General features: G+C 71.6%; 10 protein-coding genes. 5 read left to right on the top strand and 5 right to left on the bottom strand.

Annotated elements, in window-relative coordinates; all coding sequences use genetic code 11:
• The first annotated feature begins 108 nt into the window (after positions 1–108).
• The 4 genes from ACZ4V1_RS07835 (at position 109) to ACZ4V1_RS07820 (ending at position 8,118) form a co-directional block, all read left to right on the top strand.
• Entirely contained in the window at positions 109–1,377 is a 1,269-nt protein-coding gene (locus ACZ4V1_RS07835; protein WP_468331014.1) for an aspartate aminotransferase family protein, read from the top strand.
• Between the two features lie 20 nt (positions 1,378–1,397).
• Complete coding sequence (locus ACZ4V1_RS07830; protein WP_468331011.1) at positions 1,398–2,837, top strand: NAD-dependent succinate-semialdehyde dehydrogenase; 1,440 nt, start codon at positions 1,398–1,400, stop codon at positions 2,835–2,837.
• A gap of 81 nt (positions 2,838–2,918) precedes the next feature.
• A complete protein-coding gene (gene argG / locus ACZ4V1_RS07825) occupies positions 2,919–4,364 on the top strand; it encodes an argininosuccinate synthase (protein WP_468331008.1) in 1,446 nt (481 codons plus the stop codon).
• 370 nt (positions 4,365–4,734) lie between these two features.
• Positions 4,735–8,118: a CARDB domain-containing protein gene (locus tag ACZ4V1_RS07820; RefSeq protein WP_468331005.1), complete on the top strand. Its 3,384-nt coding sequence runs from the start codon at positions 4,735–4,737 to the stop codon at positions 8,116–8,118.
• 2 nt (positions 8,119–8,120) lie between these two features.
• On the opposite strand, the gene ACZ4V1_RS07815 is transcribed toward ACZ4V1_RS07820, so the two are convergent.
• The 5 genes from ACZ4V1_RS07815 to ACZ4V1_RS07795 form a co-directional block, all read right to left on the bottom strand.
• Positions 8,121–8,771 (bottom strand): DUF6215 domain-containing protein, encoded by a 651-nt coding sequence (locus tag ACZ4V1_RS07815; RefSeq protein WP_468331002.1) that lies wholly within the window; start codon positions 8,769–8,771, stop codon positions 8,121–8,123.
• Positions 8,768–11,077, bottom strand: coding sequence for a PI-PLC domain-containing protein (locus tag ACZ4V1_RS07810; RefSeq protein WP_468330999.1), 2,310 nt, complete (start codon positions 11,075–11,077; stop codon positions 8,768–8,770). Before ACZ4V1_RS07810 ends, ACZ4V1_RS07815 begins: the two co-directional genes overlap by 4 nt.
• A 434-nt stretch (positions 11,078–11,511) precedes the next feature.
• Positions 11,512–12,957 (bottom strand): glyceraldehyde-3-phosphate dehydrogenase, encoded by a 1,446-nt coding sequence (locus tag ACZ4V1_RS07805; RefSeq protein ID WP_468330996.1) that lies wholly within the window; start codon positions 12,955–12,957, stop codon positions 11,512–11,514.
• Between the two features lie 222 nt (positions 12,958–13,179).
• Positions 13,180–13,788 carry an AMIN-like domain-containing (lipo)protein gene (locus ACZ4V1_RS07800; RefSeq protein ID WP_468330993.1) on the bottom strand — a complete coding sequence of 203 codons (609 nt, stop codon included), beginning with the start codon at positions 13,786–13,788 and terminating at the stop codon, positions 13,180–13,182.
• A 205-nt stretch (positions 13,789–13,993) separates the two neighbouring features.
• Positions 13,994–14,320, bottom strand: a complete 327-nt coding sequence (locus ACZ4V1_RS07795) for a DUF2795 domain-containing protein (RefSeq protein ID WP_468330990.1) — start codon at positions 14,318–14,320, stop codon at positions 13,994–13,996.
• Between the two features lie 283 nt (positions 14,321–14,603).
• Here ACZ4V1_RS07795 and ACZ4V1_RS07790 point away from each other — a divergent pair, with 283 nt between their 5' ends.
• Positions 14,604–15,005, top strand: a complete 402-nt coding sequence (locus tag ACZ4V1_RS07790) for an SseB family protein (RefSeq protein WP_468330987.1) — start codon at positions 14,604–14,606, stop codon at positions 15,003–15,005.
• The last annotated feature ends 311 nt before the right edge of the window (positions 15,006–15,316 follow it).

Raw genomic sequence — 15,316 nt, 5'->3', positions numbered from 1 at the left:
CGTCCGGACACCGCGGCCCCGCCGGACAGATCAGGCGTTGCCGGAGGCGGGACCACGGGCATGCTCCGAAGACCGCAGGAGAACCCACGACCAGTCCGGGAGACGAGCATGACCGCACTGTCGCCGCACCTTCGCCAGGCCACGCCCGTGGTGGCCGTCCGGGGCGAGGGCGTCCACATCCATGGCGAGGACGGCCGCCGCTATCTGGACTTCACGGCCGGCATCGGAGTCACCAGCACCGGGCACTGCCACCCCAGGGTCGTGGCGGCTGCCCGGGAGCAGGTGGGCACGCTGGTCCACGGGCAGTACACGACCGTCATGCACCAGCCGCTGCGACACCTCGTCGACAAGCTCGGCGAGGTGCTGCCGGCCGGCCTGGACAGCCTGTTCTTCACCAATTCCGGCAGCGAGGCGGTGGAGGCGGCGCTGCGACTGGCCCGCCAGGCCACCGGCCGGCCCAACGTCCTGGTCTGCCACGGCGGCTTCCACGGCCGTACCGTCGCCGCCGCATCCATGACCACCTCCGGCACCCGCTTCAGGTCCGGCTTCTCACCGCTCATGAGCGGCGTGGTCGTCACCCCGTTCCCGACGGCCTACCGCTACGGCTGGGACGAGGAGACCGCCACCCGGTTCGCCCTCCGGGAGCTCGACTACACCCTCCAGACGATCTCCTCGCCCGCCGACACCGCGGCCGTCATCGTGGAGCCGGTACTCGGCGAGGGCGGGTACGTCCCCGCGACCCGCGCCTTCATGGAAGGCCTGCGGGAGCGCGCGGACCGGCACGGCTTCCTGCTGATCCTGGACGAGGTGCAGACCGGCGTCGGCCGCACCGGCCGGTTCTGGGGCCACGAGCACTTCGGCGTCACCCCTGACATCCTCGTCACCGCCAAGGGCCTGGCCAGCGGATTCCCGCTGTCCGGGATCGCCGCGTCCGAGGAGCTGATGCGCAAGGCGTGGGCGGGCTCGCAGGGCGGCACGTACGGCGCCAACGCGGTGGCGTGCGCGGCGGCCTGCGCCACGCTCGACGTGGTACGCGACGAGAAGCTCGTCGACAACGCCGAGGCCATGGGGGCGCGGCTGCGCCACGGGCTGGAGACGGTGGCGGCCCGGACCCCCGCCATCGGGGACGTACGGGGGATGGGGCTGATGCTGGCCAGTGAGTTCGTCACCGAGGACGGGGACCCGGACCCGGAGACCGCCGCCCGGGTGCAGCGGGCCGCCGTGGACGAGGGGCTGCTGTTGCTGCTCTGCGGGGCCTGGAACCAGGTGGTCCGGATGATCCCGGCACTGGTGATCGGCGAGTCGGAGGTCGACGCGGGGCTCCGGGCGTGGACGGCGGCCGTCGAGGCGGGCACGTCGGGAGCGGCGGACCGATGAACACGGCGAGGAAGGACCTCATGACCGACACACCGACACAGTTGTTCATCGGCGGCGCCTGGACGGACGCCGCGGACGGCGCCGTCATGCCCGTGGACGACCCCGCGACCGGCGAGATCCTCTGCCATGTCGCCGACGCGGGCCCCAAGGACGCCCGGCTCGCCCAGGACGCGGCGCTCCAGGCGCAGGAGGAGTGGGCCGGTACGGCACCGCGGGCGCGCAGCGAGATCCTGCGCCGCGCCTACGAGATCATCCTCGACCGCACCGACGAGCTGGCCCGCCTGATGACGTCCGAGATGGGCAAGCCGCTGGCGGAGGCCAGGGGAGAGGTGGCGTACGCGGCGGAGTTCTTCCGTTGGTTCTCCGAGGAGGCCGTCCGCATCGGCGGCGGCCACGGAATCCTTCCCGACGGACGCAACCGCATGCTGCTCTCCCGGCGCCCGGTCGGGCCCTGTCTGCTCATCACGCCGTGGAACTTCCCGCTGGCCATGGGCACCCGCAAGATCGGCCCGGCGATCGCGGCCGGCTGCACGATGGTGCTCAAGCCCGCCCCGCAGACCCCGCTCTCCAGCCTCGCCCTGGCCGCGATCCTCGAGGAGGCGGGACTGCCGGACGGCGTACTGAACGTGGTCACCACCTCCCGGGCGGGGGAGGTGTGCGAACCGCTCCTGCGCGGCGGACGGATCCGCAAGCTGTCCTTCACCGGCTCCACCCAGGTCGGCCGGCTCCTGCTCGCCCAGTGCGCCGACACGGTCGTACGCGCCTCGATGGAGCTGGGCGGCAACGCGCCCTTCATCGTCCTCGACGACGCCGACCTGGACGTGGCCGTGGACGGCGCGATGATCGCCAAGATGCGGAACATGGGCGAGGCGTGCACCGCCGCCAACCGCTTCTTCGTCCACCGCTCGGTGGCCGAGGAGTTCGCGCGGCGCCTCGCCCGGAGGATGGAAGCGCTGGCAGTGGGCCCCGGCACCCGGGACGGTGTCGACGTCGGTCCGCTGATCGACGCCACCGGGCGCGCCAAGGTCGAGGACCTGGTGTCCGACGCGGTGGAGCGCGGCGCGCGGATCCTCTGCGGCGGCCGTACACCCGAGGGCCCCGGCTGCTTCTACCCGCCCACGGTACTCACCGACGTCAGTCCGGACAGCCGCCTGATGGGTACGGAGATCTTCGGCCCCGTGGCGGCGATCCTCACCTTCGACGACGAGGACGAGGTGGTGCGCCGCGCCAACGACACTCCCTGGGGGCTTGTCGGCTACGTCTTCACCGAGGGCCTCGACCGAGCCCTGCGCGTCAGCGAGCGCCTCGAAGTCGGCATGGTCGGCCTCAACACCGGTCTCGTCTCCAATCCGGCCGCGCCCTTCGGCGGCGTCAAGCAGTCCGGGCTCGGCCGGGAGGGCGGCACGGTGGGGATCGAGGAGTTCCTGGAGTACCAGTACGTCGCGATGCCGGCCCGGTGAGCGCACGGGCTCGCCTCGCGATGCCGACCTGGTGACCACCCAGGCTTTGCATGGCCATGCGTTGTCATGCATACTCTTCCTATGTCCAAGGTCCTCACCTCCCTTCCCACCGGCGAGCGCGTCGGTATCGCCTTCTCGGGCGGCCTCGACACCTCGGTCGCGGTCGCGTGGATGCGTGACAAGGGCGCCGTCCCCTGCACGTACACCGCCGACATCGGCCAGTACGACGAGCCCGACATCGCCTCGGTGCCCGACCGCGCGAAGACCTACGGCGCCGAGATCGCGCGCCTGGTCGACTGCCGGGCGGCGCTGGTCGAGGAGGGCCTGGCCGCGCTCACCTGCGGGGCGTTCCACATCCGCTCGGGCGGGCGGGCCTACTTCAACACCACGCCGCTGGGCCGTGCCGTCACCGGCACGCTCCTGGTCCGCGCGATGCTCGAGGACGACGTCCAGATCTGGGGCGACGGCTCCACGTTCAAGGGCAACGACATCGAGCGGTTCTACCGGTACGGCCTGCTCGCCAACCCGCAGCTCAGGATCTACAAGCCGTGGCTGGACGCCGACTTCGTGACCGAGCTCGGCGGCCGCAAGGAGATGTCGGAGTGGCTCCTCGCCCACGAGCTCCCCTACCGGGACTCGGCGGAGAAGGCGTACTCCACCGACGCCAACATCTGGGGCGCCACCCACGAGGCCAAGACGCTGGAGCACCTCGACACCGGCGTGGAGACCGTGGAGCCGATCATGGGCGTGCGGTTCTGGGACCCGTCGGTCGAGATCGCCGCCGAGGACGTCACGATCGGCTTCGACCAGGGCCGCCCGGTGACGGTCAACGGCAAGGAGTTCGCCTCCCCCGTCGACCTGGTGATGGAGGCCAACGCCATCGGCGGCCGGCACGGCATGGGCATGTCCGACCAGATCGAGAACCGGATCATCGAGGCCAAGAGCCGCGGCATCTACGAGGCGCCCGGCATGGCCCTGCTGCACGCGGCCTACGAGCGCCTCGTCAACGCGATCCACAACGAGGACACTCTCGCCCAGTACCACGCCGAGGGACGGCGCCTGGGCCGGCTGATGTACGAGGGCCGCTGGCTGGACCCGCAGTCGCTGATGATCCGTGAGTCGCTGCAGCGCTGGGTCGGCTCGGCGGTCACCGGTGAGGTCACCCTGCGGCTGCGGCGCGGTGAGGACTACTCGATCCTCGACACCACGGGCCCGGCGTTCAGCTACCACCCGGACAAGCTGTCGATGGAGCGCACCGAGGACTCCGCGTTCGGTCCGGTGGACCGGATCGGCCAGCTCACCATGCGCAACCTCGACATCGCCGACTCCCGCGCCAAGCTGGAGCAGTACGCCGGGCTCGGGCTGATCGGTACCGCCAACCCCGCCATCGGTGCCGCCCAGGCCGCCTCGACCGGGCTGATCGGCGCCATGCCGGAGGGCGGCGCGCAGGCCATCGCCTCGCGCGGCGAGGTCTCCGGCGACGACGAGCTGCTGGACCGCGCCGCCATGGAGTTCGGCACGGACTGATCCGTCCCCCGCGGGACCCCTCACCGGCAAGGGCCGGCTCGACGCCTACGGGTGTCGGGCCGGCCCTTCTGTTTCTCGTGCCGGTGCATGACTTGCGTGCGCGATGAGGTTCGCACGGCACCTTCCTGTCTCGATGGCGGCTACTTCCCAGTTCAACGTGAACGCAAGGGGTCTGCAAGCGACGCAAGCTGTTTACGTGTCAAATTCCACCGCAACAAGGACCGTTGACAAGCAGGTGACGCGATAGAAATCTGATGACGCACTTTCCGCAAAGAATCGACTGTCCTGCTCAATTGGCGCGCATGGTCGGTACTTCCGCTCCCCGCCGGCCCGTCGCGTTCCCCGACTCCCCACGGAACAGAGGACCCCCATGAGATGGAGATCCCTCGGCCGACTGCCGCTGACGGGCGCCGTCGTGGCCGGGCTGATGACGGCCGGGCTGCTCCCGCTGCCCTTCGCCGCCGGTGCGCAGGCCGCGACGGCCGCCGCCGACGTCAACCTCGCCCTCGGCCGTCCGGCCACGGCGGGCGGCTCGCACGGCGCGTACCCGGCGGGCAACACCACCGACGGCGCCCAGGCGTCCTACTGGGAGGGCCCGGCCGGCTCCTTCCCCCAGTGGGTGCAGGTCGACCTCGGCGAGGCCCGCGACGTCGAACGGGTGGTCCTGAAACTGCCCGCCGGCTGGGAGAGCCGCAGCCAGACCCTCTCCCTCCAGAGCAGCACCGACGGCTCCACCTTCCGCGCCCTCGCGGGATCGGCCGCACGGGAGTTCAGCCCCGACCGGGCCAACACCGTCGCCGTCGACCTCGCCTCCCCCTCCGACGCGCGCTACGTCCGCGTCCACGTCACCGGCAACACCGGCTGGAACGCCGCACAGCTCGCCGAACTGGAGGTGTACGGCGAGGACGTGGTCACCGAGCCGCCGCCCACCGGCACCAACCTGGCCCGCAACAAGCCGGTCGAGGCCACCTCGTCGGTGCACTCCTACGTCGCGGCCAACGCCACCGACGACTCCACCTCCACCTACTGGGAGGCGGCCGGCCACCCCGCCGACCTCACCGTGAAGCTCGGCGCCGACGCGGACGTGAGCGCCGTGGCCGTCAAGCTCAACCCGGACCCGGTCTGGTCCGCCCGGACCCAGGGCATCCAGGTGCTCGGCCGTGCGCAGGGCGAGAGTGCCTTCACCTCACTGCGGGCCCGCACCGACTACTCCTTCAGCCCCGGCAAGGACAACACCGTGACCATCCCGGTCACCGGCCGCGTGTCCGACGTACGGCTGCGGTTCTTCTCCAACACCGGCGCGCCCGGCGGCCAGGTCGCCGAGTTCCAGGTCGTCGGGACCGCCGCGCCCGCGCCGGACCTGACCGTCACCGGCCTCGACTGGTCACCCGCCGCCCCCTCCGAGCGGGACGAGGTCACCGTCAACGCCACGGTCCGCAACGCCGGCACCGCGCGTTCGGCCGCGACGACCGCGGACGTCACCGTGGAGGGAACGGCCGCCGGCGGCGCCGAGGTACCCGCCCTCGACCCCGGTGAGTCCGCCGAGGTCGCCGTCGCCACCGGCACCCACGCGGCCGGCAGCTACGCCGTCGCCGCGGTGGCCGACCCGCGCGACACGGTCGCCGAACTGGACGACTCCAACAACAGCCGCACCGCCTCCGGCAGGCTGGTCGTCGGCCGGGCCCCCGGACCCGACCTGGAGGTGCGCTCCCTCACCACCAGCCCGGCCAACCCGGCCGTGGGCGCGAAGGTCTCCTTCACCGTCGCCGTGCACAACCGCGGCACGAGCGCCGTCGAGGCCGGCTCGGTGACCCGGGTCCAGGCCGGCTCCACCACCCTGGACGGCACCACCGGTGAGGTGGCCGCCGGTGCCACCGTGAACGTGCCGATCAGCGGCACCTGGACGGCGACCGGCGGTGGCGTCACGCTCTCCGCCACGGCCGACGCGACCGGCGTCGTCACCGAGACCAACGAGAACAACAACGTGCTCGCCAAGTCCCTTGTCGTAGGGCGCGGCGCCGCCGTGCCGTACACCGAGTACGAGGCGGAGGACGGCCGTCACAACGGCACCCTGCTCACCACCGACGCCAAGCGCACCTTCGGCCACACCAACTTCGGCACCGAGTCGTCCGGCCGCGAGTCCGTCCGGCTCGACTCCACCGGTGAGTACGTCGAGTTCACCTCCACCACGCCCACCAACTCCATCGTGGTGCGCAACTCCGTCCCGGACGCCCCCGGCGGCGGGGGAGCGGAGGCCACGATCAGCCTCTACGCCGACGGTGAGTTCGTACAGAAGCTGACCCTGTCGTCCAAGCACAGCTGGCTGTACGGCAACACCGACGACCCCGAGGGCCTCACCAACCGGCCCGGCGGTGACGCGCGGCGGCTGTTCGACGAGTCCCACGCACTGCTGGACCGGACCTTCCCACAGGGCACCGAGTTCCGCCTCCAGCGCGACGCGGACGACTCGGCCGCCTTCCACGTCATCGACCTGATCGACCTGGAGCAGGTCGCGCCCCCGGCGCCCAGGCCGGCCAACTGCACCTCGATCACCGAGTACGGCGCCGTCCCCGGCGACGGACTCGACGACACCGACGCCATCCAGCGTGCCGTCACCGCCGACCAGAACGGCGACATCGCCTGTGTGTGGATCCCGGCCGGGCAGTGGCGCCAGGAGCAGAAGATCCTCACCGACGACCCGCAGAACCGCGGCCAGTTCAACCAGGTCGGCATCCGCGACGTCACCGTCCGCGGCGCGGGCATGTGGCACTCCCAGCTCCACACGCTGACGCCGCCGCACGAGGCCGGCGGCATCAACCACCCGCACGAGGGCAACTTCGGCTTCGACATCGACGACAACACCCGGATCTCCGACATCGCCATCTTCGGCTCGGGCACCATCCGCGGCGGCGACGGCAACCACGAGGGCGGCGTCGGCCTCAACGGCCGCTTCGGCAAGGACACCAAGATCACCAACGTGTGGATCGAGCACGCCAACGTCGGCGTCTGGGCCGGCCGCGACTACTCGAACATCCCCGAGCTGTGGGGTCCCGGTGACGGGCTGGAGTTCACCGGCATGCGGATCCGCAACACGTACGCCGACGGCATCAACTTCGCCAACGGCACTCGCAACTCCACGGTCTACAACTCGTCCTTCCGCAACACCGGCGACGATTCGCTCGCGGTCTGGGCCAGCAAGTACGTGAAGGACACCTCCGTGGACGTCGGCCACGACAACCACTTCCGCAACAACACCATCCAGCTCCCGTGGCGGGCCAACGGCATCGCGGTCTACGGCGGCTACGGCAACACCATCGAGAACAACGTCATCTCCGACACGATGAACTACCCGGGCATCATGCTCGCCACCGACCACGACCCGCTGCCCTTCTCCGGGCAGACCCTCATCGCGGGCAACGCCCTGCACCGGACCGGGGGCGCGTTCTGGGGCGAGGCGCAGGAGTTCGGCGCCATCACCCTCTTCGCGCAGGGCCAGGACATCCCGGGCGTGACCATCCGGGACACCGACATCCTCGACTCGACCTATGACGGCATCCAGTTCAAGACGGGAGGCGGTGCGATGCCGGACGTGAAGATCACCAATGTCCGCATCGACAAGTCGAACAACGGCTCCGGCATCCTCGCGATGGGCGGCGCCCGCGGCAGCGCCACCCTGACCGACGTCACGATCACCGGCTCGGCCGAGGAGGACGTACGGATCGAACCGGGGTCCCAGTTCGAGATCAACCGGTGAGGTCAGCCGGCGGTCCAGCCCGGGACCGCCGGCAGCACCCCCTCGGCGACGCGGCGCACCACCGCGTCGTCGGGCGGCATGCCGTCCTCCCGCCAGACCGAGAGCTCGCAGGAGCCGCCGGTGTCCTTCGCGTCCAGGGCGGCCGGCAGGCTGTGGGCGATGCCGCCCGGGCCGGTGTCCGCACCGGCGCCGCCGAAGGAGATCGAGATGGTCCGGTTCGAGTAGAGGACCGCCGTGCGTCCCAGGACCTTCTGCTCCCGCGCGGTCTTTCCCAGCAGGTCCGCCGTCCCGGCGACCGAGAGACCGTCGTAGGCCGCCGACAGTTTCACCGTGTAGGTCTCGAACCTGACGGTCGCCTCGGAGGTCTCGGTCTTCCCGCCGCCGGCGAGGGTGGTCGAGCTCTCGCTGCCGTAGGCGTTCTGCGCCGGTTCCCCGGGCGTTCCCAGGAGCACCGGCAGGCCGGGCCGGTTCAGCGCCGTACACAACTGGGCCCCGGACACGCGCTCCGACGGCGGGGCGTCCTCCGTCGTGGAACAGGTGGCCGGCCCGCGCTCGGCGGAGCTCTGCGCGTCGGCCCGCGCCAGGGTCCACATACCGCCCGCCAGCGCGCCGACCAGGACCACCGCGGTGATCGCCTGGGCCGCCGCGCTCATGCCCTTCCCGGGTCTCGCGGAATCGTCCGCCATCTCTCCCGCCCCCCGTCTGACGTGCGCGTTCCCCGCGCGTCGCGGAGCCTGTCCGGTGATCGTCCGGCGGGGAAGCGGGAATCGTCCTCGAGGCGTTCGGCGTTGAGTTCGTCGACCGCGCCGAGCGCGTCGCCGATCGTGGCGTAGTCCACCGCGATGAAGTTGACCGGTCTGCCGCGCTGCCGCTCGCAGGTGTGCGCCCGCTCCAGCACCCGCTGCCGGGAGTTGACGAGCCCGGCGTCCAGTCGCAGTCCGCCGCCGGCCGTCACGAAGTGGTTGAGCAGGAAGAGCCGCTTGTCCGTCCCGCCCCGGTTCGGCAGGCAGGACATCTCGTCCGGACTGCGGAAGGCGAACGGCGTCTCCATGCCGTACCGGTAGAAGTTCCGGTACCACGGCGCGGGCCCGTCGGCCCTCTGCGCGAAGACGACCAGGCGCCGGCCGCTGTCGATCATGTCCCCCAGCTTCGGCCACGGGCGGTCCGGGTCCGCGTCCGGCTCGTACAGCAGGTCGGCCAGTCCGGCGCGCAGGAAGGCGTTCCGGCTCGCCACGGAGTCGACGCCGTCCTGCAGGACCAGGGTGACGACCTCCGTGGGGTTCGCGCGCAGCCAGTCACCGATCTGCCGCAGGGCCGGCACCAGCTCGAGGGCGCCGGCGCCGCACACCGAGTGGCACAGCCACAGGCCGGGGTGGGGCGGGTTCACCCGCTCCAGGATCGCGGTGAGCCGGCGGCGCAGGGCCGGGGAGAAGTCCGAGGTGCTCAGCCGGTCCGCGACCTCCTCGGGCCGCTCCCAGCGGTGGGTGTCGAGGAGCAGCACGCGTACCCCGGCGTTGAGCTGTCCGATGATGTCCGGGTCCTGCAAGGGACCGATGAACCGGTCCGCCGTCGTGGCCATCGCGTTGTGCGACGCGAGCTGGGCGATCTCGTCGTAGCGGGCGTCGCACAACTCGGCGCTGCCCTGGCAGATGCGCGGTGACGAGCCGGTGATCGCCACCGGCGCCAGCATCGTGCCGACGAGCGCGCACGCCGTGACGGCGAAGGTCAGGCTCGGACCGTGCCGCGGATCGGTCAGGACCGGCACACCGGGCCTGGTCTGCCAGACCCACCCGACGGTGATCAGCAGGGCGCCGGCGGCGAGCAGGATCACCGCGACGACGGTGGCGGTGGTCAGCAGCCGGTCGACAGCGGTGGCCTGGACGTCACCGAGGAGCTCCGACGCCGCGGGGGGCCACGACGACGGGGTGGTGAACAGCGCGTCCCCCAGCGTGAGACGCAGGACGAGCACCGTCAGCGCCATCAGGGAGGCGGCGGCGGCCGGCACCCAGCCGAGGGGAATCAGCCGGCGTCCGGCGGGTGAGGGTGTGGACAACCACAGCAGGGTGAGCGCGGCGGCGCAGAGCACCGCGGCCGCCGGTTCCACCACCTCCTGGAAGAGCCGGGTGACGGCACGCGCGCGCTCCACCGGGGCCAGCGCCTCCCGCGAGGGGTCGAGGTCGACGGTGATGACCCAGGTGCCCCGGTTCGCCTCGCGCAGCAGCTCGGCGGCGGCCGCCCGGACCTGGTCCGTCAGCGCGACCGGCGCGATCGCGGCCAGGGCCGAGACGACGTCCCCCCGGTCCAGCGCCGTCTGCACGGTGGGTCTGGCGTCGGCGCGCGCGGTTGGAGGCACCAGTCGCATCAGCGCGTCCGTGGCCGCGACCGCCTGGGCGTGGCTGAGCGGCAGCGACGGCAGGCCTTCCAGCGGCGCCTCACCGGCCACCACCCGCCCGGCCAGTTCGGACAGGCGTTGCACGAAGGCCTGGAAATCGGGCTCGGACCGCTGCTGCACGGCGGCGACGGCATCACCGAAGTAGGCCTGGCTGAGCCGTTCGACGTTGGCGACGACGGGCTCCAGGTCGACGGTGACCCGCAGTCGGTCGCGGTCTCCCTCCAGATAGTGGATCATCTCGGCGATCTGCCGGTCGCCCATGGCCCGCAGCGTCTCCGGAGGGATCACGACCTTGAGGTTGGAGGTGATGGTGGACTGCGGCACGGGCAGCCGGTCCAGCAGCTCGCGGGCCAGTGGCGTACTGTCCGGGTCGACCAGCACCTCGTCGTAGAACCGCTGGTAGGCCCGCTCGTCCTCCAGCACCTGGCCGTAGAACTTCGGATCGAGCACGGTGCTGCGCACCACGGCGGCCGCGGCCAGGACGGTCAGGCTCAGCACCGCGACGCACCAGATCAGCACCTCGCCCCAGGGCGAGCGCCAGGGCGAGCGCCGAACCAGTTCGTCCATGGCCCCATTCTCGTTTCGGCCGACCGTCGCGCGACACGGCATCCGGGTTCTCGTTCCGGCCGACCGTCGCGCGACACGGCGTCCGGGGAACACCAGGACACTCATGCCCCGGCCCGGTCGGCCGATGCGGGCCGGTCCCCGTCCAGGGCCGCCTCCGCCACGTCACTGCCCTGCCGAGGGTGCCTCGGTGCACGGGTGGCGCGAGGTGCCGGAGGCCTGGGCGGCGCCCCGCCCCCCTCGATGACCGAGCCGGCCACCACGACGGCCGCGAACACCAGGACCGGCGCCGCGCGGTTGACCGCGAGGTGCCGGGTCACGACGCACCGCGGCGGGCCCCGGTCCTCGTGGACGGCCGCACGTCCTGACCCGGCGCGCGCGAGGGGCGGTGGGACACGACGTCCCACCGCCCCTCGCACACCCGTTCCGCCTGAGAATCAGGCCGCCGGGGCCGGGTACGTCGGGTACTCCACCCCGGAGACGTGCTGCACGACGCGCACGACCTGGCAGGAGTAGCCGAACTCGTTGTCGTACCAGAGGTAGAGGATCGCGTTGTCGCCCTCGACCTTCAGGGCGCCGGCGTCCACGATCGAGGCGTGGCGCGAGCCGATGAAGTCGCTGGAGACCGCGTCGGGGGCGCTGATGAAGTCGATCTGACGCTTGAGCGGCGAGGTCAGTGACACGTCGCGCAGGTGGTCGAGGATCTCCTCGCGGGTGGCCTCGCGGGCCAGCTGCAGGTTGAGGATCGCGATCGACACGTCCGGCACCGGGACGCGGATCGAGCTGCCGGTGATCTTCGCCTTGAGGTCCGGGAGGGCCTTCGCGACGGCGGAGGCGGCACCGGTCTCGGTGATGACCATGTTCAGCGGCGCGCTGCGGCCGCGGCGGTCCGACTTGTGGTAGTTGTCCAGCAGGTTCTGGTCGTTGGTGAACGAGTGGACGGTCTCCACGTGGCCGCGCAGCACGCCGTACTCGTCGGCCATCGCCTTCAGCGGCGGGACGATCGCGTTGGTGGTGCAGGACGCGCAGGACAGGATCCGCTCGTCCGGCTTGATGGTCTCGTGGTTGACGCCGTGCACGATGTTGGGGACGTCGCCCTTGCCCGGCGCGGTCAGGACGACCTTGTCGATGCCCGGGCGCAGGTGCTTCGACAGGCCCTCGCGGTCGCGCCACTTGCCGGTGTTGTCGATGAGGATGGCGTTCTTGACGCCGTACGCCGTGTAGTCGACCTGCGTCGGGTCGTCGGCGTAGATCACCTTGATCGCGTTGCCGTTGGCGAGGATCGTGCTGTTGTCCTCGTCGACGGTGATCGTGCCCTGGAACTGGCCGTGCACGGAGTCGCGGCGCAGCAGCGAGGCGCGCTTGACGAGATCCTGCTCGCCGCCGCCCCGCACCACGATGGCACGCAGTCGCAGGCCGTTGCCCGAGCCGGCCTTCTCGATGAGCAGGCGGGCCACGAGCCGGCCGATGCGGCCGAAGCCGTACAGGACGACGTCGCGCCCCTCGCGCCGGTCGATCTTGTTGGCGCCCGTGGCCCCGGCGACGGCCTCGGCGGTGAACTCCTCCACCGTCAGCCCGCGGTCGTCGCTCTTGTAGGTGGCGGCGAGCATGCCGATGTCGATCTGCGAGGGACCGAGGTCGAGCGTGGTGAGGGCCCGCAGGAAGGGCATCGTCTCGGTGACCGACAGTTCGGCACCGGCGATCTGGCGGGCGAAGCGGTGGGTCTTGAGGATGCTGACCACAGACTTGTTCACCAGGGAACGGCTGTGCAGCAGGATCGTGACGTCCTGCTCCCGGTGCAGCTTCCCGATCATCGGGATCATCGATTCCGCGATCTCTTCGCGGTTCTTCCAGTTGGTGAACGAGTCCTCGTTGGCAGTCACGTCTCTATCTTTCGAGCTAGGCGGCGCTCATATGCTAACCCGACCGCACTTCTGATCGATCAAGTGGGCCCCCTGCTGATCAGATGAGTGCCAGCGGGGTGGTGGTCATGCACTCGGCCCGGTCTCCCGTCGCGTGAACGGGTACGCGCCTGGCCCTGGCCGAACCGGCCGCGCTGGTGGAGTCCGGCGAGCGCCCGCGGTGAGGCCGCCCGGCCCAGCGTCTCAGCGTGCGCCGTTCCAGGAGTGGGCGACGTCCACCACGACACGGCCGTCCAGTGCCAGCACCCGGAAGGGCAGTCGGGCACGGACGCCGAGCCCGATCTGTGTCTCGCCCTCGAAGCTCCCGGCGAACCGGGTGTCCTTGAAGGTGCGGTACCCCGTGAGGTCGACGCCCGGCAGAGGCCGGCCGGCCCGGCCCGGATAGGTGGGAGCACCGGTCTCGGGGCGGTAACCCGGCGCGGCGACCCGGACCTCCAGGACGGCCCCGCCGCCCACCGCGATCGGGCGGCCCGAGCCGTCCTGGTGCAGCCGGTCGACGTACCGGACGAAGTAACCGAGGCGGCCGGCGGTCGCCCCGGGCACCTCGACGACCATCCGGTCGAAGCACGCGTGGCGACCGGTCCGGACGTCGTTGACCGGAGTCGTCGTGCCCGCGACGCGGGTCTTGTCACGGCTCCCCCAGCCGGTGGGGCACCCCGTGGTGGTGTGTGCGGTGACCCGCACGGTGCTCCGTGCGTCGGTGACCGGGGCCGCGTCGGCCGCCACCGTGACCATCCCCAAGGCGGTGCCCGTCAGCACGACCGCCGCCCATGCCGCCCTGCCTCGTCGCATCGTGTCCCCCCGGGGATATGCGGGTTCCGGTATTGGGTGAGACGAGTGGATTGACCGAAAGGTTGCGGTGTGGGGGGCACTTCGGATTTTCCCACGGGGCGCGACGCGTCGGCCGCGCACCGGCCCGGGGTCCCGGCCGGCACGGCGGAGAGGACCCGGCGTCCGGGCCGGGCCGGGGCCGCTTGCCTCCGCGGTGCCGGCCGCGTCAGCGGTCCCGGTCCAGTTCCTCCTCCACGGGCGGCTTGGGCACCTCGCGCAAATGCTGTGACTGGCCCGGTTTGCCGCCCGCGCGGGCCTGCTCGGCACGCTGCGCGGAAGACGTGCCGAGGTCGGAGGCGGGGTCGACGCGCACCGACCGGGCCACCTCCTCGCGGTTGGCGTAGCTCTCGGGCGGAATGCCGCGCAGCGCGGCGACCGCGTCCTGCGATGCGCCCGACTCGCGCGCCGCCCGGATCAGATCGTCCTTGCCCGCGGGGAAGCCGACGTCCTTGATGGCGTCGACCACCTCTCGGGCGCTGATGGTGTGGGACATGAGCACTGCTCCCAGTCGGTGGCTCGACTCCCGGGGTCCGTCCGGCGGACCTCCGGGGCCTTCGGAACCTCCCGGGTAACCGCATGCGCCCCACTACTCACATCCCGCGCATACCGTTTCCTTCTCCATCGTCCGGATCGAAGCCGACCCCGACCGGACCCGGTCGCGGCAGCGCCTGGAGTCGAACATGATTGCGCCCAGGACGATCGGGTACGCGAGGCTGGACCGCCCCCGTGCCGACCACCGGGGCGGGCCCCACCACCGCCGCGACCAGGGATCTGCCATGGAAACACCCGCGAACGACAACACCGTCTCGCCCGCCCAGCGGGCGCTGGACGCACTTGCCGAGAACACCGAGGACACGGCGGCGCTCGACACACTCGCGAGCAGCGACGTCCTCGTCCCGGTACCCGACGACGCGAACGGCCAGGACGCCGCCGACCCCGGGATGCTGGCACTGCCGGTGCTGGAACAGCAGGGCGGCCGTCAGGTGGTGCCCGTGTTCACCTCGGAGCTGGAGATGGCCGACCTGCTGCCGTACGTCTCCCGCTACCGCATGGTGCCGCTGGGCGCCCTCGCCGCGCAGTGGCCGGCCGACGACCTGTCCCTGTCCATCGACGCGGGCTCGGAGCACCGCCTCACGCTCACGTCGGACGGCGTGCGCACCCTGCTGGCCCGGCCCTAGGCCGGTCCGGCGGAGCATGCCGCGGATGCGGATGCGGATGCGGATGCAGCGGATGCGGACGCGGGGGCCGGTCCGCTCGTCCGCGGCGTTGTCGCGGGTTGCCGACGCTCCGCGTCGGCGCCCTCCTCCGCCGTGCGGCTGGACGCACCGGTCCCCGCTGACCCGCCCAGGCGAGGCGACGTCGCCTTCCCGCGACCCGAATCCGCCGGACAGGCCCTAGAGATCGTCTTCAAAGGTCAGATCCAGAGCAGGATTGAGGCGATGGTGACGGCGGCTTGGTAGGACTCGCGGGTCTTGTCGTAGCGAGTGGC

This window comes from Streptomyces sp. NPDC028991 (assembly GCF_055564775.1).
The sequence above is the reverse complement of the archived record's forward strand: the minus strand, read 5'-3'. Positions and strand labels throughout refer to the sequence as shown.